Annotated in this window: 8 protein-coding genes; 4 read left to right on the top strand and 4 right to left on the bottom strand. The window is 70.8% G+C overall.

The features are described 5' to 3' along the window. Positions 1-73: 73 nt before the first annotated feature. The 4 genes from AC5Y4S_RS26450 (at position 74) to AC5Y4S_RS26465 (ending at position 17131) form a co-directional block, all read left to right on the top strand. Positions 74-6415, top strand: a complete 6342-nt coding sequence (locus AC5Y4S_RS26450; protein ID WP_500035530.1) for an SDR family NAD(P)-dependent oxidoreductase — start codon at positions 74-76, stop codon at positions 6413-6415. A 15-nt stretch (positions 6416-6430) separates the two neighbouring features. Continuing rightward, positions 6431-12760: an SDR family NAD(P)-dependent oxidoreductase gene (locus AC5Y4S_RS26455; RefSeq protein WP_500035531.1), complete on the top strand. Its 6330-nt coding sequence runs from the start codon at positions 6431-6433 to the stop codon at positions 12758-12760. A 50-nt stretch (positions 12761-12810) separates the two neighbouring features. After that, a complete protein-coding gene (locus AC5Y4S_RS26460) occupies positions 12811-15888 on the top strand; it encodes a type I polyketide synthase (RefSeq protein WP_500035532.1) in 3078 nt (1025 codons plus the stop codon). A 181-nt stretch (positions 15889-16069) separates the two neighbouring features. Then, entirely contained in the window at positions 16070-17131 is a 1062-nt protein-coding gene (locus AC5Y4S_RS26465; protein ID WP_500035533.1) for a type III polyketide synthase, read from the top strand. Here the strand turns inward: AC5Y4S_RS26465 and AC5Y4S_RS26470 are convergent. The 4 genes from AC5Y4S_RS26470 to AC5Y4S_RS26485 all read right to left on the bottom strand — a co-directional run bounded on the left by AC5Y4S_RS26470 (position 17128) and on the right by AC5Y4S_RS26485 (position 22177). Continuing rightward, positions 17128-18483 carry a cytochrome P450 gene (locus AC5Y4S_RS26470; RefSeq protein ID WP_500035534.1) on the bottom strand — a complete coding sequence of 452 codons (1356 nt, stop codon included), beginning with the start codon at positions 18481-18483 and terminating at the stop codon, positions 17128-17130. The two genes, AC5Y4S_RS26465 and AC5Y4S_RS26470, sit on opposite strands and share 4 nt — an antisense overlap. Positions 18484-18490: 7 nt before the next feature. Further along, the gene (locus AC5Y4S_RS26475; protein WP_500035535.1) at positions 18491-20263 is read right to left on the bottom strand and encodes an ABC-F family ATP-binding cassette domain-containing protein; all 1773 of its coding nucleotides are present in this window, start codon (positions 20261-20263) and stop codon (positions 18491-18493) included. A 7-nt stretch (positions 20264-20270) separates the two neighbouring features. Further along, positions 20271-20981, bottom strand: a complete 711-nt coding sequence (locus tag AC5Y4S_RS26480) for a PAS and ANTAR domain-containing protein (RefSeq protein WP_500035536.1) — start codon at positions 20979-20981, stop codon at positions 20271-20273. 92 nt (positions 20982-21073) lie between these two features. Further along, complete coding sequence (locus AC5Y4S_RS26485; protein ID WP_500035537.1) at positions 21074-22177, bottom strand: enolase C-terminal domain-like protein; 1104 nt, start codon at positions 22175-22177, stop codon at positions 21074-21076. Positions 22178-22185: the final 8 nt, after the last annotated feature.

Below are 22185 nucleotides of genomic sequence, written 5' to 3' on the forward strand. Positions count from 1 at the left end.
GGCCGTTGAGACAATATGGCGATGATCGTCGCGCGGCTTGTCGCCGATTGAGCAACCCGAAAGGCCGGGGCTCATGAGCAGCACTCACGAAGAGCTCGTGAGGGCCCTGCGCGCGTCCCTGAAACAAAACGAGCAGCTCAAGCGCGAGAACCGCGAATACCTGGCCCAGGCGACCGAGCCGGTGGCGATCGTCGGGATGGGTTGCCGCTATCCGGGCGGGGTGGATTCGCCCGAGGGTCTATGGGCGATGGTCGCCGAGGGTCGCGACGTGGTGTCGGACTTCCCGGACGACCGGGGCTGGGACCTGGCGGACCTGTTCGACGCCGACGCCGACGCGGTCGGCAAGTCGTATTCGAGGCAGGGCGGGTTCCTCGCCGACGTCGCCGGTTTCGACGCCGCCTTCTTCGGGATCGCGCCCAGCGAGGCCCTGGCGATGGATCCGCAGCAGCGGTTGTTGCTGGAAATCTCCTGGGAGGCGCTGGAGCGGGCCGGGATCGACCCCCTGGGCTTGCGGGGTTCGGCGACCGGGGTGTTCGCCGGCGTCTTCCATGGTTCGTACGGCGGCGCGGGCCGGGTGCCGGGCGAGCTGGAGCGCTACGGGATGCGCGGCACGACGCTCAGCGTGGCGTCGGGCCGGGTGGCGTACGCGCTGGGGCTGGAGGGTCCGGCGGTGTCGGTGGATACCGCGTGTTCCTCGTCGTTGGTGGCGATGCACCTGGCGGCGCAGTCGCTGCGCTCGGGGGAGTGCGATCTCGCGCTGGCCGGCGGCGTGACCGTGATGGCCACCCCGGCGATGTTCGTCGACTTCAGCCGGCAGCGGGCGCTGTCGGTCGACGGTCGGTGCAAGGCCTACGCGGGCGCCGCCGACGGGACCGGGTTCTCCGAGGGCGCGGGCGTTCTGGTGCTGGAGCGGCTGAGCGATGCCCGGCGACTGGGGCATCCGGTGCTGGCGGTGCTGCGGGGTTCGGCGGTCAACCAGGACGGCGCCTCCAACGGGCTGGCGACACCGAACGGTCCGTCTCAGCAGCGGGTGATCCGTGCGGCGTTGGCCAGCGCGCGCCTCGAGGCGGCCGACGTCGACGTCGTGGAGGGGCACGGCACCGGCACGATGCTGGGGGACCCGATTGAGGCCCAGGCGATTTTGGCGACCTATGGGCAGAATAGGGCAGAGCCCGGAAAGCCCCTGTGGTTGGGCTCGATCAAATCGAACATGGGCCACACCTCGGCCGGCGCCGGCGTGGCCGGGGTGATCAAGATGGTCCAGGCGATGCGCCACGGGGTGATGCCGCAGACGCTGCACGTGGATGTGCCGTCGCCGCATGTGGATTGGTCGGCGGGGGCGGTGTCGCTGCTGACCGAGCCGCGGCCCTGGCCCGCGGGGGATCGTCCGCGCCGGGCGGGGGTGTCGTCGTTCGGGATCAGTGGGACCAACGCCCACGTCATCGTCGAGGAGCCACCCGCCGAGCCGGAACCCGTTGTGGCCCAACGCGACGAGCCGCCGTCGGTGCCGTGGGTGGTGTCGGCTCGCTCCGAGCATGCGCTGGCCGACCAGGCGGCTCGGCTGGCGGCCTGGGTCGGGGAGCGCGAGGGTTTGAGCGTCGCCGATGTCGGGTGGTCGCTGGCCAGCAGCCGCTCGACGTTCGAGCATCGTGCCGTCGTGGTCGGCCCCGACCGCGAGGCACTGCTCGCCGGCGTGGCCGCGGTGGCGTCCGGTTCGCCCGGCGTGTGCGCGGTGGTGGGCCGGGCCCGTGCGGCGGGCGAGACGGCGTTCGTGTTCCCCGGGCAGGGCTCGCAATGGCCCGGCATGGGAGCCCAATTACTCGACGAGTCAACGGTATTCGCCGACCACATGCACCGGTGCGACAAGGCGCTCGGCGAGCATGTCCAGTGGTCGCTGCTCGACGTCATCCGCGCGGCGCCGGGCGCGCCGGGGCTGGACCGGGTGGACGTGGTGCAACCGGCGCTGTGGGCGGTCATGGTGTCGCTCGCCGAGTTGTGGCGGTCGATGGGCGTCGCCCCCGACGCGGTGATCGGCCACTCGCAGGGCGAGATCGCCGCGGCGTGCGTGGCGGGGGCGCTCTCGCTGGAGGACGGCGCGCGGGTGGTGGCCTTGCGCAGCCTGCTCCTGCTGCAGTTATCGGGCGAGGGGGGCATGGCCTCGCTGGCGTGCGGCCCGCCACAGGCGCGGGAATTGGCGGCGCACTGGGGCGATCGGTTGAATATCGCTGCGGTGAACGGCGTTTCGGCGGTCGTGGTGTCCGGCGATGTGGAGGCCCTGGACGGGCTGATCCGGCGCTGCGAGGCCGACAACATTCGGGCCCGCCGGATCGACGTCGACTACGCGTCGCACTCGACGCAGGTGGACGCGATTCGCGAACCCCTGATTCAGGCGCTGGCGGACATCGAGCCACGGTCATCGTCGACCGCGTTCTACTCGACCGTCACCGGTGAGATCATGGACACGGCGGGCCTGGATGCCGAGTACTGGTTCCGAAACATCCGCGAGACGGTGGAATTCGAGCGAGCGGTGCGGGGCGCCCGCGAGGCCGGGTACCGGATGTTTGTCGAATGCAGCCCGCACCCGGTCTTGATCGCCGGCATCGAAGAGACGGTCGGCGCGGTGAATTCCGTGGAAGACGCGATCGTCGTCCCGTCGCTGGGCCGCGACGACGGCGGCCTCGACCGATTCTGGCTCTCCGTGGGCCAGGCGCACGTGGCCGGGGCCGAGGTCGATTGGCGGGCGGCGTTTGCCGGCGGCGACGCGCGGCGTGTCGAGCTGCCGACGTATGCGTTTCAGCGACAGCGGTTTTGGTTGCCGGCCCTGTTCATGGGTTCGGGCGATATGGGTCGGTTGGGGTTGGCCGCGGCCGAGCACGGCTTGTTGGGTGCGGTGGTGCAGCGACCCGATTCGGGCGGGGTGGTTCTGACGGGTCGGCTGTCCGCCGCCGCGCACCCCTGGCTGGCCGACCACCAGGTGACCGGGGTGACGCTGTTCCCGGGGACCGGGTTTGTGGAACTGGCCTCCCGGGCCGGTGACGAGGTCGGCTGCCCGGTGATCGAGGAGCTGACGCTGTCGGCCCCGTTGGTGCTGCCCGCGGACGGCTCGGCGCAGGTTCAGGTGGTCGTCGGCGGCGCGGACGCGGCGGGTTCGCGGCCGGTGGCGGTCTACTCCGCGGGCGCGCAGCCGGATTCGGAGTGGGCATTGAACGCCGAGGGCCTGCTGGCGGTTCAGCCGGCCGCGCCGGGCGCGGATTTGTCAGCCTGGCCGCCGGTGGGCGGGGAGCCGGTCGACGTCAGCGACGCCTACCGGCGCCTGGCCGCGCGGGGATACGAATACGGCGCGGCCTTTCGGGGATTGCGGGCCATGTGGCGGCGCGGCGACGAGATCTTCGCCGAGGTCGCGGTTTCACCAGAGGCCGGTGTCACGGTTGACGGGTTCGGGATTCATCCCGCCTTGCTGGACACCGCGCTGCACGCGCTGGGGCTGGCCGAAGCGGACGCCCCGACGGTGTTGCCGTTTTCCTGGCAGCGCGTGAGCCTGCACGCGGCGGGGGCCTCGCGGGCGCGGGTGCGGATCGCGCCGGCGGGCGCGGGGGCGGTGTCCATCGAGCTGGCCGATGCGATGGGCCTTCCCGTGTTGTCGGTGGGACACCTCGACCTACGGCCGATAACGGCGGGCCAACTGTCGGCGGCGGTCCCGGGCGTCGGCGGGCTGCTCGAGGTCTCCTGGTCACCAACGCCGTTGGGCGACGGCGGTGTTGGCGATGGCGTGGTGGTGTGGGAGCCGGGCGCGGGCGCGGATGTGGTGCGGGCAACGCACGAGGCCGTTCACGAGGCGTTGGGGGTGTTGCAGTCCTGGCTGGCCGGCGACGGGCGCGGGGTGCTGGTGGTGCAGACCCGCGGCGCCGTCGCGCTGCCCGGCGAGGACGTCACGGATCTGGCCGGCGCTGCGGTGTGGGGGCTGGTCCGCTCCGCCCAGGCCGAGCATCCCGACCGGGTGGTGCTGGTCGATTCGGACGGGTCGCTGGACCCGAGCACGGTAATCGGTTGCGGCGAACCACAATTGGCGATCCGGTCCGGGGTCGCGTATGCCGCCCGGCTGGCGCCGGTGCCGCCCGACGCGGCGTTGGCGCTGCCGCAGGGGAATTGGCGGTTGGACGCCGGCGGCGGTGGAACGCTGGAGGACCTGGTCGTGCGCCCGAGCCCACCGGTGGAACTGGCCGCCGGCCAGGTGCGCGTGGCGGTAGCCGCCGTCGGGGTGAACTTTCGGGATGTGCTGGTGGCGTTGGGGATGTACCCCGGCGGCGGCCAGCTGGGCGCCGAGGGCGTCGGCGTGATCGCCGAAGTCGGCCCCGGTGTGTCCGGGCTGGCGGTCGGTGACCGCGTGATGGGGCTGCTCGGGGTCGTGGGCTCGGAAGCGGTGGTCGATGCGCGGTTGGTGACCGCCGTCCCGGCGCAGTGGTCAACGCGCGAGGCCGCGGGCGTGCCGGTGGTGTTCTTGACGGCGTTGTACGGCCTGTCGGTGCTGGCCGGGCTGCGGGCCGGACAGCGGGTGCTGATCCACGCCGCGACGGGCGGGGTCGGCATGGCCGCGGTCCAGCTGGCGCGGCATTGGGGGGCCGAGGTCTTCGCCACCGCCAGCCGGGGCAAGTGGGAAACGTTGCGCGCGATGGGTTTCGACGACGACCACATCGGCGACTCGCGGACAACCGCGTTCGAGCAACGGTTCCTCGCGGCCACCGGTGGCCGCGGGGTGGACGTCGTGCTGGACTCGCTGGCCGGGGAGTTCGTCGACGCCTCGTTGCGGTTGCTGGTCGACGGAGGGCACTTCGTCGAGATGGGCAAGACCGACCTGCGCGACGCCGACGAGGTCGCCGCACAGCATCCGGGCGTGCGCTATCAGGCCTTCGACCTGACCGAGGTCAGCCCCGATCGCATCGCGGGCATGCTGGCCGAGCTGACGGATCTGTTCAAAGAGGGCGTCCTGAAGCCGCTGCCGACAAGGGCTTTCGACGTGCGCCGCGCCGCCGAGACGTATCGGTTCGTCAGCCAGGCCCGCCACGTCGGCAAGATCGTGCTGACGCTGTCGTCGGGGCTTTCCGGGGGCACCGCGCTGATCACCGGCGGAACCGGGATGGCCGGTTCGGCGCTGGCACGTCACCTCGTCGCCCAGTACGGGGTGGCCCACGTCGTGCTGGCCAGCAGGAGCGGCGGCGACGAACGAACGGCCGAGCTGGAGGCCGGTTTACGGGCCGCCGGGGCCGGGGTGTCCCTGGTGGCGTGCGACGTGGCAGACCGGGACGCGGCCGCGGCGCTGTTGGCGCGGGTGCCCGCCGAGTATCCGTTGCGCGGGGTGTTTCATGCCGCGGGGACGCTGGACGACGGGTTGATCGCGTCGTTGACGCCCGAGCGGGTGGATGCGGTGTTGCGCGCCAAGGTCGATGGGGCGTGGAACCTGCACGAGCTGACCGCGGGGCTGGATCTGTCCGCGTTCGTGCTGTTTTCGTCGATGGCGGGGATCGTCGGCACCCCCGGTCAGGGCAATTACGCTGCGGCCAACAGCTTCCTGGACGCGCTCGCCGCGCATCGTCGCGCACATGGCTTGCCCGGCTTGTCGGTGGCCTGGGGCCTGTGGGAGCAGGCTTCGGCGATGACCGCGCACCTGGGCGAAACGGACAAGGACCGCATGAGCAGGCTGGGCCTTGCGCCGTTGTCGACCACCGAGGCCCTCCAGCGTCTGGACGCCGCCATGGTGGGCGAGCGGCCCGTCGTGGTGGCCACGTCCTTGGACCGGATCGCGCTGTCGCACAACGCCGCCGCGCTGCCGCCCCTGCTGCACGGTTTGGCCACCCGTCCCGCGCGCCGCGTCATCGACGACACCTCCGTGACCGCCTCGACGACGGGGCTGACCGCGCGGCTGCGGGAACTGGCCCCCGACCAGCGCCACCGCGAGCTCGTCGAGTTGGTGCGCAGCAACGCCGCCACGGTGCTGGGACGAACCGACGTGGCGGACATCAACGCCGAACGGGCGTTCCAGGAACTGGGTTTCGACTCGCTGACGGCGGTCGAACTGCGCAACCGGCTGAAAACCGCCACCGGGCTCACCCTTTCGCCCACCATCATTTTCGACCACCCCACGCCCACCGCGCTGGGCGAATATCTGGACACCCGCCTCGCGGTAGGGACCGAAAAGCCCGACCCGGCAGCCCGCGCGAACGACATCGCCGCGGAGCTACAAGCGCTCCTGAACCGAACCGACTGGAACCCGGAAGACAAGGCGCGGCTGGCCATCCGGCTGCAAAACCTGCTGACCACCCTCACCAGCGCCCACCTGGACGACACCGACGACGCAGACATCCACACCGCGACCGAAAGCCAACTCTTCGCCATCCTCGACGAAGAGCTGGGCTCGTAACTTAAGGAGCACGCGGTGCCGGGCACCGAAAAGCATCTCGATTACCTCAAGCGCCTCACCGCCGATCTCAGGCGGACGCGTCGGCGCGTCCTGGAGTTGGAAGGCAAGCAGTCGGAGCCGGTGGCGGTGGTGGGGATGGCCTGCCGCTACGCGGGCGGGGTGGATTCGCCGGAAGCGTTGTGGGACATGGTGGTCGAAGGCCGCGACGCGGTGTCGGATTTTCCGACCGACCGGGGCTGGGACGTCGACGGGTTGTTCGATCCGGATCCCGACGCCAAGGGCAAGATGTACACGCGCCGCGGGTGCTTCCTGCGCGACGCCGGCGACTTCGACGCGGGATTCTTCGGCATCGGCCCCAGCGAGGCCCTGGCGATGGATCCGCAGCAACGCCTGATGCTGGAGCTCTCCTGGGAGGCGTTGGAGCGGGCGGGGATTGACCCGCTCACGCTGCGCGGGTCGGCCACCGGGGTGTTCGCCGGAGTCATCCACGCCGGCTACGGCGGCGAGGTGAAGGGCGAGCTGGAGGGCTACGGGCTCACCGGCTCGACCCTCAGCGTGACCTCCGGCCGGGTGGCATACGTGCTGGGGCTGGAAGGCCCGGCGGTGTCGGTAGATACCGCGTGCTCGTCGTCGTTGGTGGCCATGCACCTGGCGGCGCAGTCGCTGCGCTCGGGGGAGTCGGAGCTGGCGCTGGCCGGCGGCGTGACGGTGATGGCCACCCCCGCCGCCTTCGTGGAGTTCAGCCGGCAACGGGCGCTGGCGCCCGACGGCCGGTGCAAGGTGTATGCCGGCGCCGCCGACGGCACCGCGTGGTCGGAGGGCGCGGGCGTGCTGGTGCTGGAGCGGCTGACTGACGCCCGCCGCCTTGGGCATCCGGTGCTGGCGGTGCTGCGCGGCTCGGCGGTCAACCAGGACGGCGCCTCGAACGGTCTGACCGCACCCAATGGTCCGTCCCAGCAGCGGGTGATCCGCGCGGCGCTCGCCAACGCCGGCCTGAGCGCTTCCGACGTCGACGTGGTCGAGGGCCACGGGACCGGGACGGTGCTCGGGGATCCGATTGAGGCCCAGGCACTTCTGGCGACCTACGGCCAGGACCGCGTCGAACCGCTGTGGCTCGGATCGATCAAATCCAATATCGGCCATACCTCCGCCGGCGCCGGCGTGGCCGGGGTGATCAAGATGATCCAGGCCATGCGCCACGGGGTGATGCCCCAGACGCTGCACGTGGATGTGCCGTCGCCGCATGTGGATTGGTCGGCGGGGGCGGTGTCGTTGTTGACCGAGCCGCGGCCCTGGCCCGCGGGGGATCGTCCGCGCCGGGCGGGGGTGTCGTCGTTCGGGATCAGCGGGACCAATGCCCACGTGATCGTCGAGGATCCACCGGCGCTGGAAGGCGTTGCGGTCGAACGGGATGAGCCCCGCCAGGCGGTCGTGGCGCCCTGGGTGCTGTCGGCTCGTTCGCCCGAAGCGCTGGGCGCGTCCGCGAAGCGGCTGCTGGCGCGGGTGAGCGCCGACGAGGACCTGAGCGTCACCGACGTCGGTTGGTCGTTGGCCACCACGCGCTCCGCCTTCGATCATCGCGCCGTGGTGGTGGGCGACGACCGCGTGGCGATGCAATTGAGTTTGGTGCAGCTGGCCGCCGGCGACCCGGGCCCCGACACGGTCGTCGGACGGGCGCGGGCGGCGGGCAAGACGGTGTGGCTGTTCCCGGGTCAGGGGTCGCAGCGGCTGGGGATGGGCGCGGCGCTCTACCGGCGCTTCGGAGAGTTCGCCCGCGCCTTCGACGAAACCGCGCAGGCCTTGGACGAACACCTGCGTTTGCCGCTGCGCCAGGTGGTGTGGGGAGATGACCCTAACCTGTTGGAAAGCACGGAGTTTGCCCAGCCGGCACTGTTCGCGGTCGAGGTCGCGCTGGCCGCGCTGTGGCGATCCTGGGGTGTGCAGCCCGATGTGGTGATCGGCCATAGCGTCGGTGAGATCGCGGCCGCCCACGTCGCCGGGGTGCTGTCCCTGGCCGACGCGGCCCGCCTGGTCGCCGCGCGGGGCCGCTTGATGGGCGCGCTGCCCGCCGGTGGCGTGATGGTCGCCGTCGCCGCCAGTGAGGCCGAGGTGGCGCCGTTGTTGACCGAGGGCGCCGGCCTGGCGGCAGTCAATGGGCCCAGCGCCGTGGTGATTTCGGGCGAGGCGGCTGCGGTGGACGCGGTGGCCGACCGGTTGGCGAAGCAGGGCCGGCGGATACATCGATTGGCGGTCTCGCATGCGTTCCACTCGCCGCTGATGGAACCCATGATCGATCGGTTCGCGGAGGTGGTCGGCCAGGTGTCGCCGGCCGAGCCGCGGATTGCGTTGATATCCAACGTGACCGGCCAGGTGGCGGGGCCAGGGTACGGCTCGCCGCAGTATTGGGTCGAGCATGTCCGCGCGCCGGTGCGCTTCGCCGACGGCATCCAACTGGCCGAGACGCTGGGGGCCGGGGTGTTCGTCGAAGTGGGGCCCGGTAAGGCGCTGACGGCCGCGGTGGCGCAGTCGTCGACCATCGAAGCGGTGGTGTCCGTCGCCAAAGACCGGGCCGAGGTCGAGTCGCTGCTCACCGCGGCCGCGCACCTGTTCGCCGCCGGGGTGGGCGTCGACTGGGCCGCGACGTTCGCCGGCCTGGACCCCCAACGCGTCGACCTGCCCACGTATCCCTTCCAGCGCCGCAGGTTTTGGCTGTCGGCGGAGATGGTGGGGTCGCGCGATGTCGACGGCCTGGGCCTGACCGGGTCCGACCATCCCCTGCTGGGCGCGGTCGTGGAACGGCCCGATACGGGAGAGGTGGTGTTGGCGGGCCGGCTCTCCCTCGCGGCGCAACCGTGGCTGGCCGATCACGCGGTGGGCGGGGTGGTGCTTTTTCCCGGGGCCGGCTTCGTGGAGCTGGCGCTGCGGGCCGGTGACGAGGTCGGCTGTTCGGCAATCGAGGAGCTCACATTGTCGGCGCCGCTGGTGTTGCCGGCAACCGGCGGGGTCCAGGTGCAGGTGCTGGTGGGTGTCGCCAACGACGCGGGCGCTCGGGCCGTGTCGGTGTATTCCTCAGCCGCGCAGTCGGATTCGGGATGGGTGCTGCACGCCGAGGGTGTGTTGACGGCGCGGGCGGTGGCGCCGATCGCGGATTCCTCGGCATGGCCGCCGGTGGGGGCGGTGGCCGTCGATGTCAGCGGCGCCTACGAGAGCATGGCGGGCCGCGGCTACGGCTACGGCCCGGCGTTCCGGGGGCTACAGCGCGTGTGGCGGCGGGGGACGGAGATTTTCGCGGAAGCCGCCGTCCCGTCGGCCGCGGGGGTCGCGTTGGGCGGGTTCGGGATTCACCCGGTGTTGCTCGACGCGAGCCTGCACGCCCTGGGTTTGGGCGGCGAGCAGGATCAGATCCTGCTGCCCTTCTCCTGGCAGGGTGTGACGTTGCATGCCGCGGGCGCAGCCCACGTGCGGGTCCGGATTGCGCCGGCGGGGTCGGGGGCGATGTCGCTGGAGATCGCCGACGCGGCGGGGCTGCCGGTGTTGTCGGTGCGGGAGCTGGTGGTTCGCCCGGTGTCGCCCGAACAGCTGGCGGCCGCGGGTCGTCCCGGTGGCGGCCTGCTCGAGGTCAGCTGGTCTCCAATTTCGCTGAACGGCGATGCGACCGGCGAGCCCGCGGAGGTGTGGGAGTTCCCTGCCGGCGCCGGGGGCCCAGCGGAGTCGGTGCATGCCGCCACCGCGGCGGCGCTGGAAATGTTGCAGTCGTCGCTGGCCGCCGATCGAAGCGGTCCGTTGGTGGTGTCGACCCGCGGCGCGGTGGGGTTGGCCGGCGAGGACGTCACGGATCTGGCTGGCGCGGCGGTGTGGGGGCTGGTGCGTTCGGCGCAGGCCGAGCATCCGGGCCGGGTGGTTTTGGTCGATTCCGACGGGTCGCTCGACGCCGCGTCGGTAATCGCTTGCGGTGAACCGCAATTGGTGGTGCGTAAGGGCGTGGCCTACAAGGCGCGGCTTACGCCCGTGGAGTCGGGCCCCGCGCTGGAGCTGCCTGCGGGTGAGTGGCGACTGGCCGCCGGTAGCGGGGGGACGCTCGAAGACCTGGTGGCCGAGCCGTGCCCCCGGGCGGAATTGGCCGCCGGCCAGGTGCGGGTGACGGTCGCCGCGGTCGGCGTGAACTTCCGGGATGTGCTGGTGGCGCTCGGGATGTACCCGGGTGCGGCGCAGTTGGGCGCCGAGGGCGCCGGGCTCGTCGTCGAGGTGGGCCCGGAGGTGACGGGCCTGGCCGTCGGTGATGCGGTGATGGGGATCCTGGGCCTGGCGGGTTCCGAGGCCGTCGTCGATCAGCGGTACGTGGTGCCGGTGCCGCAGGGGTGGTCGTTGACCGAAGCCGCGGGTGTGCCGGTGGTGTTCTTGACGGCGCTGTACGGGTTGTCGGTGCTGGCCGGCGTGCGGGCCGGGCAGCGGGTTCTGGTGCACGCCGCGGCCGGCGGGGTCGGCATGGCGGCGGTCCAGCTGGCCCGGCACTGGGGTGCGGAAGTGTTCGTCACGGCGAGTCGCGGCAAGTGGGACACCCTGCGCGCCATGGGGTTTGACGAAAACCATATCGGCGACTCGCGTTCGCTGGAATTCGAGCAGAAGTTCTTGGCCGCCACGGACGGGGCCGGAGTGGACCTGGTGCTCAACTCGCTGGCCGGTGAGTTCACCGACGCGTCGTTGCGGTTACTGGTGTCCGGCGGGCGCTTCATCGAGATGGGCAAGACCGATCTGCGTGACCCGCAGGCGACCGCCGCGGCCCATCCCGGTGTGCAGTATCGGGCGTTCGACCTGATGGAGGCCGGGCCCCAGCACATTCAGGAGATGTTGGTCGAGCTGGTCGGGCTGTTCGAGGCCGGCGCCCTGCGCCGACTGCCGTTGCGGACCTGGGACGTGCGCCGCGCCGTCGAGGCGTACCGGTTCGTCAGCCAGGCCCGGCACATCGGCAAAGTGGTTCTGACGCTGCCGAACCGGCCCGGCGTCGGGCTGGCCGGCGGCACGGTGTTGATCACCGGCGGCACCGGGATGGTCGGTGGCCTGGTGGCCCGGCATGTGGTCAGCCGGCACGGTGTCCGCCACGTCGTCTTGGCCAGCCGCCGCGGCCAAACCGCCGACGGCGCCGACGAACTGGTGGCCGACCTGACCCGGGCGGGTGCCACGGTCCAGGTGGTGGCCTGCGACGTGGGCGACCGCGCGGCGGCGGCGGAGTTGTTGGCGGGGCTGCCCGAACAGCATCCGTTGAGCGCGGTGATTCACGCCGCCGGGGTGCTCGACGACGCGGTGATCGCCTCGCTGACGCCCGAGCGCCTCGACTCGGTGTTGCGGGCCAAAGCCGATGCCGCCTGGAACCTGCACGAGCTGACCCGGAATCTGAATCTCGCCGCATTCGTGGTCTTTTCATCGATGGCCGGCGTCGTCGGCGCACCCGGTCAGGGCAACTACGCGGCGGCCAACAGCTTCCTCGACGCGCTCGCCGTCCACCGGCGCGCGAGTGGACTTCCCGCACTGCCGGTCGCCTGGGGCCTCTGGGAACAGGACTCGGGCATGACGCAGCATCTGGGCGATCGCGACAAGGCCCGGATAAGCCGCGTCGGGCTGGCCCCGCTGTCCGGTGAGCAGGCGCTCGATCTCTTCGATACCGCCCTGCTGAGCGAGCAACCCGTCGTCGTGGCCACCCGTCTCGACCGGGATGCGCTCGCGCGCAACAGCGCGGCGCTGCCCCCGCTGTTGAGCGGCTTGGCCAACCGCCCCGCCCGGCGCGTGGTCGACCACGTCGAGATCGCGATGGCGTCGACCGGCTTGCGCGCGCGGCTGGCCGGCCTGAGCCCCGAGCAGCGGCACCGCGAACTGGTGGATCTGGTGTGCGGCAACGCCGCCACGGTGCTCGGTCACAGCAGCACGGACGTCGAGGCCGAACAGCCCTTCCAAGATCTCGGCTTCGATTCGCTCACCGCCGTCGAACTGCGCAACCGGCTGAAAAACGCCACCGGGCTTACCCTTTCGCCGACGCTGATCTTCGATTACCCGACCCCCGCCGCGCTGGCCGAGCATCTGGACGGCCAGCTCGCCGCGGGCCCGAGCGCCGAAAAGCCCGACCCGATGGCCCGTTTCAGCGACGTCGTCCGCGAACTCCAGGCGCTGATCGACCAGCCCGGCTTGGACCCCGACGACAAGAAGCGCATGACGGCCCGCATCGAGATGCTGCTGACCCTGAGCACCGCTCAATCCGATCCCGCCGCCCACGACGAGATTTTCGACGACGACATCAAGAACGCCACCGAGAGTGAGCTGTTCGCCATCCTCGACGAAGAATCCGGACCCTGACCGCGGCCGCACACGGGATCGTGTTGCACCACACTGATATGGAGGACGGCGTGCGCCCGGCAGACGTAGCGATCATCGGGATCGCCTGCAGGTTCCCGGGCGCCGCCAACCCTGCCGAATTCTGGCGCGTGCTTCGGGACGGAATAGAAGTCACTCGTGTCGCCGAGAGGAAGACCCGCCGAGAAGGGCTGCTGGACAACGTCGCCGAGTTCGACGCGGACTTCTTCAACGTCTCGCCGCGCGAGGCCGGCGCGATGGATCCCCGCCAGCGGCTGGCGCTGGAGCTTGCCTGGGAGCTTCTCGAGGACGCGTTCCTGGTGCCGGAAGGCCTGCGCGGAGAACAGGTCGCCGTCTACGTCGGCGCGATGAGCGACGACTACGCGGTGCTGACGCTCGACAGCGCGGAACACGTCGACCATCACTCCTTCGCCGGAGTCAGCCGGGCGATGATCGCGAACAGGATTTCCTACGCCTTGGGCCTCTACGGCCCGAGCATGACGATCGATGCCGGCCAGTCATCGTCGTTGGTGTCCGTCCACGCCGCGGCGGAAAGCCTGCGCTCGGGCGAATCGAGGCTGGCCATCGCGGGCGGTGTCCACCTCAACCTCGCGAGCGAGACATCCCTGCTGGAAAGGGAATTCGGAGCGCTGTCGGAATCGGGCCACACCTATGCCTTCGACGCCCGCGCCGACGGCTACGTGCGCAGCGAGGGCGGCGGGCTGGTGCTGCTGAAGCCGGTGCGCGCCGCCCTCGAGGACGGAGACCGCATCCGCGCGGTCATCCGCGGCAGCGCGGTCGGCAACGCCGGGCACACCGCCGCCGGGCAGACCGCGCCTTCGGTCGCGGGACAGGCCGACGTCATCCGCCGCGCCTTGGACTACGCCGGCCTCCAACCGGGCGAGTTGGAGTATGTCGAGGCGCACGGCACCGGCACGCCGGTCGGCGACCCGGTGGAGGCGAACGCGCTGGGGGAGGCGATCGGCAGGCTCCGACAGCGCCCGCTGACCGTGGGATCGGTGAAGACCAACATCGGCCACGCGGGCGGCGCCGCGGGCATCGCGGGTTTGCTCAAGGCCGTGCTATCGATCGAGAATGGCGCCATTCCCGCGAGCCTCAACTATGCCGCTCCGACAATCGATCTGGACGGACTCGGGCTGCGCGTCAGCACCGAACTGACCCCCTGGCCGGCGGGGGAGGGCCCGCGACGGGCGGGGGTCTCTTCGTTCGGCATGGGCGGCACCAACGCCCATGTGATCGTCGAGCAGGCGCCCGCGCGCCCGGAAACGCCCGCGACGGAACACGACAACGGGCCGACCGTGTGGGTGCTGTCCGGCCGCTCGCAGCGCGCGTTGGCCAATCAGGCCGCGCGGCTGCACGCGCGTGTGGCCGGCGACCCGGGGCCGGACGCGAACGACGTGGCGTGGTCGTTGGCGACGACGCGTTCGGTGTTCGAGCATCGCGCGGCGCTGGTGGGCACCGATCGCGGGATCCTGACCGAGGCGCTGGCCGGTTTGGCGCGCGGCGAGCCGCGTACCGACGCTGTCGTCGACCGGGCGCACGCGCCGGGCACGACGGTGTTCGTCTTCCCCGGGCAGGGCGCGCAGTCACTGGGGATGGGGGCCGAGCTGTACGGCCGGTTCCCGGTGTTCACGGAGGCTTTCGACGAGGCCGCCGCCGCGCTGGACGACCGCCTGCGCGGCGTGATGTGGGGGAGCGATCCAAACCTGTTGGATAACACCGAGTTTGCGCAGCAGGCGTTGTTCGCCGTCCAGGTGGGGCTGGCGGCGCTGCTGAGGCACTGGGGGGTGGTCCCCGACGTGGTGATGGGGCATTCGGTGGGCGAGATCACCGCCGCCCATGTCGCGGGCGTGTTGTCGCTGTCCGACGCGGCCAAGGTGGTCGCGGCGCGGGGCAGGTTAATGGCGGGGTTGCCTGCCGGCGGCGCGATGGTTGCGGTCGGCGCCGGCGAGGTTGAGGTGGCGCCGCTGCTCACCGATGGGGTGGCCATCGCGGCGATCAACGGCCCGGAAGCGGTGGTGATCTCCGGCGCGGAAGCCGCCGTCGGCGCCATCACCCAAACCCTGGCGGACCGGGGCAGGCGCTTTCATCGGTTGGCGGTCTCGCACGCGTTTCACTCGCCGCTGATGGAGCCCATGATCGAAACCTTCGAAGGCGCGCTGGCCGACATCGCGCCAGGCGAGCCTCGAATACCGTTGGTGTCCAATGTGTCTGGGCAGCTCGCGCAACCCGGCTACGGATCCGCGCGGTACTGGGCCGAGCACGTGCGCCGTCCGGTGCGCTTCGCCGACGGGGTGCGGGCCGCCGAGGCGTCCGGGGCCGGCGTGTTCGTCGAAGTCGGTCCCGGCGGCGGGCTCAGCGCCGCGGCGGAGCAATCCCTGGCGACCGAGCATCCCGTCGTGACGGTCACGCTGGCCAGGGATCGCCCGGAGGTGGAGTCGCTGCTCATGGCGGCCGCTCGGTTGTTCACCACCGGCGTGACGGTCGACTGGAGCGCAATCCTGCCGCCTGGCCGGCGGGTCGAGTTGCCGACGTATGGCTTTGTGCGCGAAAGGTTTTGGCTGGGCAGCGGTACAGATGCGTCGGCACCGGCCGCCCCGCACGAGACGGCCGAGCGCCTACGCCAACTGCCGCCCCGCGAGCGCCGCCGCCGCCTGATCGAGCTGGTGTGCGCCCACGCCGCAGCGGTGTTGGGACATCCGGACGGCCACGCCGTCGACCCGGGCCGCGCCTTCCAGGATCTCGGGTTCGACTCCCTGACGGGGGTGGAACTGCGCAACCGGCTCAAAGCCGATACCGGGCTGGCCCTGTCGCGCACGCTCATCTTCGACTATCCCAACCCCGCGGCGCTGGCCGATCATCTCGGCCAACAACTGCTGAGCGGCGAGTCGGAAGAGTCCGATGAGGAAAAGGTCTGGTCGGTGCTGAGAAAGATTCCGCTTCAGGAACTTCGAAGAACCGGATTGCTCGACAAGTTATTACTGTTGGCCGGCGACCCGGAAACATCGCTCGACGATTCAACGGTGACCGATGACGCCATCGACTCCTTAAGCCCTGACGCGCTAATTGCGCTTGCCCTTGACGCGGCAGAAGGTGAAGACGTTCAATAGTCAAACTGCCACTGGCGGAATTGATTACGCGCCGCGTGCTCGCCTTAATTTGACATACGTTGAATATCAACTGAATTGCGATGCGGCGCGAAAACTCTTAAACTTCCCACGTTACGGAGTGGTTCACAGCCTCGGGTGAAAGTCTTCGCTTTCCTCCGCCCATAACCAAAAAGGTGGGCGCATGAGCGTCATCGCAGGTGTGTTCGGTGCGCTGCCGCCGCATCGGTATAGCCAGGCCGAGATCACCGACCAATTCGTCGAGTTTCCCGGGCTGAAGGAACACGAGGAGATCGTGCGGCGCCTCCACGCCGCAGCGAGGGTCAACAGCCGCCACTTCGTCCTGCCGTTGGAGCGCTACCCCACGCTGACCGACTTCGGGGAGGCCAACGCGATCTTCATCGACGCCGCCGTCGACCTTGGCTGCGAGGCGCTGTTGGGCGCGCTCGACGAGGCCGGCCTGGAGCCGAAAGACATCGACATGATCGCGACCACCACGGTCACCGGGATCGCGGTGCCGTCGCTGGACGCCCGCATCGCCGGGCGGCTCGGCCTGCGTCCCGACGTGCGCCGGGTGCCGCTGTTCGGATTGGGTTGCGTGGCCGGCGCCGCGGGGGTGGCCCGGCTGAACGACTATCTGCGCGGTGCGCCCGACGGCGTCGCGGTCCTGGTTGCGGTCGAGCTGTGTTCGCTCACCTACCCGGCCGTCAAACCGACGGTGTCCGGGCTGGTGGGCAGCGCGCTGTTCGGTGACGGCGCGGCCGCGGTGGTGGCGGTCGGTGACCGTCGCGCCGACCAGGTTCGCGCGAGCGGGCCCGACATCCTCGATTCGCGCAGCCGCCTCTACCCTGACTCGCTGCAGATCATGGGCTGGAACGTCAGCTCCTCGGGGCTTCAACTCGTGCTGTCGCCGGACCTGACGACGTTGATCGATCGCTACCTGGCCGACGATGTCAACGGCTTCCTCGCCACCCACGGGCTCGGCAGGGACGACATCGGCGCATGGGTCAGCCACCCGGGCGGCCCCAAGGTGATCGACGCCATCTCCAGGGCACTGGAACTCGCCCCCGACGCGCTCGAACTGACGTGGCGCTCGCTCGGCGAAATCGCCAACCTCTCGTCGGCCTCGGTGCTGCACATCCTGCGCGACACCATCGCCAAGCCGCCGCCCAGCGGAAGCCCCGGGCTGATGCTCGCCATGGGTCCCGGCTTCTGCTCGGAGCTGGTGCTACTGCGTTGGCACTAGGCCGATGGTGGCGACCCGCTTCGCCCGGCTGCGCCGCGCTCGCGATCGCCACGACCAACCACCTCGACGGTCAGTCCCGGCTTGGGGGACAGCGCCGCGAGGTTATGGGCGCGGATGCGCTGCGGGGGCAGCCGTAGCGTGGTCCGGGCCACGAGGCGGGCGAGCATGACGGTCATCTCGGTGGTGGCCATGACCGCGCCGATGCACCGGTGCAGGCCCCCGCTGAACGGAATGAATTCGTGCGGAGCCGGCTTGCGGTAGCCCGGTGCGCCGGCATCCCAGCGCGACGGCCGGAATTCCGTTGGCTGCGGCCATAGCTCGGACAGGCGGTGGGTGACGTACGGGCTGAAGATCAGCAACCGGCCCGCCGGGATGCGATGCCCGTCGAACGTGAGGTCGCGCATCACCTTGCGCGCCGAGATGACCCCAGGCGGGTACAGCCGCAGCGTCTCATGCACGACGCCGTTGAGGTAGACCAGCGCGTCGAGGTCGGCGGCTGCGGGAGGCCGGTCGCCGAGCACCCGGCGCACCTCGTCAACGGCGGTGTCCCACGCGCCCGGCAGCGACAGCAGCGAGTAGATGGCCCAGGCCAACGCGCCGCTGGTCGTCTCGTAGCCGGCGGTGATCAACGAGATCACCGCATCCCGGATCTCGTCGTCGCTCAACGCGTAGCCCTCGTCGCCGCGCCCGTTGATCAGCATCGTCAGCATGTGGTCATCGGGCCTGGGATCCGCACGGGCGGCGGCGATCTGGGCGTCGACGAGGTCGTCGATGCGTTTCCGCGCCGCCTCCGCCCGCCGCCAGCCCGGCGCCCGGAACCGTCGCTGCAAAGCCACCGCCTGCGGAAGCATGTGCGTCAGGTCCAGCAGGGGCTGCAGTTGTTCGCCGAGGAAGTCGGAGTGCACGGCCATGCGCTGGCCGAACAGGCTTTCGGCGGTGCTGTGCCGCACCGCCGAGCGGCATTGGCGATAGATGTCCAGCCGCTGCCCGGGCCGCCATTCGTCGATGACGGCGTCGACGTTGGCGACCATGGTCTGCACGTAGTCCTGGATCTGCCGGTGCCGCAGACCGGGCGCGACGACGCTGCGCCGGCGCCGGTGGTCATCGCCGTCGCTGACGATCAACGCGGTGGGCCCGTCGACGATGGCGAGGTTCTCAAACGTCTCCCGCCAGCTGAACGCGTCGGCGTTGGCAAACACGAACTTGTTTGCCTCGGGACCAAGCAGGTAGGTGTAGCCGTGGCGACCGACGCCGGAACTGATCACCGGACCCCGCCACCGGTACAGCGCCAGCAACGCCTCGCCGGGCGGGTACCTTACCGGCCGATACGTCTCGCGCCTGACCGCAACCATGACCCGATTATTCGAGTAGCTCCGATAGCTCCAGCCAGCGGCTCTCCGTCGCGGCGACCTCGCCTTCCAGGCCGCGCAACTCGCCCGTCAGCCGCGCCAGGCCGACGTGATCGGACTGGTCGTGCTCGGCGAGCTCGTGATGCTTGGCCGCGATCCGCTCGGCGAGGCGCGCGAGCTGACGGTCCGCCGCGGCCAGCTCCTTCTCGGCGGTGCGGCGCTCCGCGCCCGACATCCCCGAAACAGAAGCCGGCGCAGCCGAGGTCGACGCCGCAGCCGGCCGGCGCGCCGAAAGCCGCAGATACTCGTCGATGCCGCCGGGCAGATGCCGCAGCCGGCCGTCGAGGATCGCGTACTGCTGATCGGTGACCCGCTCGAGCAGGTACCGGTCGTGCGACACGACGATCAGGGTGCCCGGCCAGGAGTCGAGCAGATCCTCGACCGCGGTGAGCATGTCGGTGTCGACGTCGTTGGTGGGCTCGTCGAGCAGCAACACGTTCGGTTCACTCAGCAGCGTCAGCATCAGCTGCAGCCGCCGTCGCTGGCCGCCGGAGAGGTCGCCGACCCGCGCGGACAGCTGCCCCCGGCCGAAGCCGAGCCGCTCCAGCAGCTGGGCCGGGGTGACCTCCCTGCCCTCCACCTCGTAGCCGCCGCGCAGCCCGCCCAGCACGTCGGCGATCCGGTCGCCGGCCAGCGCGTCCAGCTCCTCGCCCCGCTGATCCAGCACCGCGAGCCGCACGGTCTTGCCGCGCTTGACGCGCCCGCTGTCCGGCGACACCGTGCCGGCGATCAATCCCAGCAGCGTCGACTTCCCGGCGCCGTTGGCCCCGACGATGCCGGTGCGTTCGCCGGGCGCGATGCGCCATTCGACGTCACGCAGCACCGGCCGGCCGTCATAAGAGACCGACACGTCGAGCAGGTCGACGACGACCTTGCCCAGCCGCGCGGTCGCCAGCTTGGCCAGCTCGACGGTGTTGCGCAGCGGCGGCACGTCGGCGATCAGCTGGTTGGCGGCCTCGATCCGGAACTTGGGCTTGCTCGTCCGCGCCGGCGGGCCCCGCCGCAGCCACGCCAGCTCCTTGCGCATCAGGTTCTGCCGCTTGGCCTCGGCGGCCGCGGCCAGCCGGTCGCGTTCGACGCGCTGCAGCACGTAGGCGGCGTAGCCGCCCTCGAACGGCTCGACGATCCCGTCGTGCACCTCCCACGTCGCGGTGGCGACTTCGTCGAGGAACCAGCGGTCGTGGGTCACCACCAGCAGCCCGCCGGTGTTGCGCGCCCAGCGCTCTTGCAGATGGGCGGCCAGCCAGGTGATGCCCTCGATGTCCAGGTGGTTGGTGGGCTCGTCGAGGGTGATCACGTCCCACTCGCCGATCAGCAGCCGTGCCAGCTGCACCCGCCGTCGTTGCCCGCCGCTGAGCGTGGAAATCGTTGCGTCCCAGGCGATATCGGACACCAGCCCGCCGACCACGTCGCGCACCCGGGCGTCGCCGGCCCACTGATGCTCCGGTTGCTCGCCGACCAACGTCCAGCCCACCGTGCGGTCCGCGTCCAGGGTGTCGGCCTGGCTCAGCTCGCCGACCCGCAGCCCGCTGCGGCGGGTGACCCGCCCGGCGTCGGGCCGCAGCCGGCCGGTCAGCAGGCCCAGCAGGCTGGACTTGCCGTCGCCGTTTCGCCCGACGATGCCGATGCGCGCGCCGTCGTTGACCCCCAGCGTCACCGACTCGAACACGACCTGAGTCGGATATTCCAGGCGTACGGCCTCGGCTCCCAGTAGGTGCGCCACCGGGCAATTATTCGAGGGTCAGCAGCGCGTGGTCGATGTGGGTCCGGGTGTCGGGTGACGCCTTGCCGGCGACGGCCTCCAGGAAGCGGGCGGCGAGGTCGCGGACCTTGAGGTTGGTTTCTTGGGATCGCCAGGCCAGGATGTCGAAGGCCCGATCCGCGGAGATGCCGTAGGCGCTCATCAGCACGCCCTTGGCCTGCTCGATCCGGGCGCGCGCATCGGCCACCGCCTCCAGGACGTTGGTGATGTCGGAGTGCAACGAATCGGTGACGTCGACGTAGAACCCGGACGTGCCGATCAGCGCGCCGGTGTCGCCGAGCATCCGATCGCCCGCCACGACGACGCAGCGGGTGTGCCCGGCGGTGTCGATGATGCGGTGCCTGCTGCTGAACGGTTTGCCGTTGACCACGCGGTCCAGCACGGCGGCGACGCGCTCGCGGTCCTCGGGGTGCTTGTGCTGCAGCAACAGCTCGGTGGTGGGCTCGACCTGGCCCGGCTCGTAGCCGTGCATGCGCGCAACGGTGTCCGACCATTCCCAACGCTGGCCGTCCAGGAAGAACCGGAACCTGCCCACCCGCTGCGGCTCGCCCAGGCCCAGCACCAGGTCGAGCGCGCCCAGCTCGCGCTCCTGCACGACGTCGGACATCACCGCCTCCGGCGGCGAGCCGCCGGCCCGCCCATTGCGACGTTGACCGGTGTCATCCTCGTTCACAGTCATCGCCCGTCTCTCCCGGAATGCTTGCCGTTTTTGCCTTATCAATGCCCGCTTTCGGGCACGTTCAAGCACGCCGGGGCCGCGCGATCCGTCGATCAGCTCACCCGGTACTGCTCGGCGTCGGCGTGCTTGAATTCCAGCCCGAGCCCGGGCCGGTGCTGATCGGGCCGCAAGGACCCGCCGTCGGGCGGCAGGGCGCCGTCGAACAACATGTGCTCGATGCGGTGGTGGTCGTGGAAGTACTCCAGGTGCCGCAGGTTGGGAATCGCGGCGGCGACGTGGGCGTGCAGGTTGGGTGCGCAGTGTCCCGACACGTCGACGTGGTAGGCGGCGGCGACGGCCGCGGCACGCTGGAAGTCGGTGATGCCCCCGCAGCGGGTGACGTCGATTTGCAGGCAGTCGACCGCGTCGGCCGCCAGCATCCGGCGGAAGTACGTGAGGTCGTAGCCGTATTCGCCGGCGGTGACGTCCGGCGTCACCTGGTCGCGCACCTCCCGAAGCCCGGCGAGGTCGTCGGAGGAGACGGGTTCCTCGAACCAGGTGACATCGTGCTCGGCCATGGCGTGGGCGACCCGGATCGCCTGCTTGCGCCGGTAGCCGCCATTGGCGTCCACATACAGTTCGACGTCGGGCCCGATCACCTTGCGCGCGAACGCGATTCGGTCCAGGTCGCGGCGCTCGTCGGCACCCGACGACTCGCCGATCTTGATCTTCACGCGGGGTATCTTCCAATCGTCGACCCAGCGCTCGAGCTGGGCGCGGGCCGCGGTGTCGTCGTAGGTGGTGAAGCCGCCGCTACCGTAGATCGGCACCTCGGGATGCGCCACGCCGAGCAGCCGGCACACCGGGATGTCGAGCAGCTTGCCCTTGAGGTCCCACAGCGCGGTGTCGACCGCCGAGATCGCGCAGGACGCCAGGCCCGGGCGCCCGCTGTTGCGGACCGCTTTGACCATCGACTCCCAGGCGCCGGGGATGTCGAGGGCGCTGTGTCCCTTGACCGCGCCGGCGAGCGGACCGGTGATCAGCTCGCGGCAGGCGCCGGCGGCGTAGGTGTAGCCCAGCCCGCGGCGGCCGCCCGCGACCACCTCGGCCAGGATGAGCGTCGTCGACGACCATGCGAACGTGCCGTCGGCTTCCGGCGCGTCGGTGGGGATTTCGTACGCCTGCGCGGTGACCTCGTCGATGCAACCATCCAGCATGCGGTCCT

The sequence above is a fragment of the Mycobacterium sp. NGS64 genome (assembly GCF_059812245.1).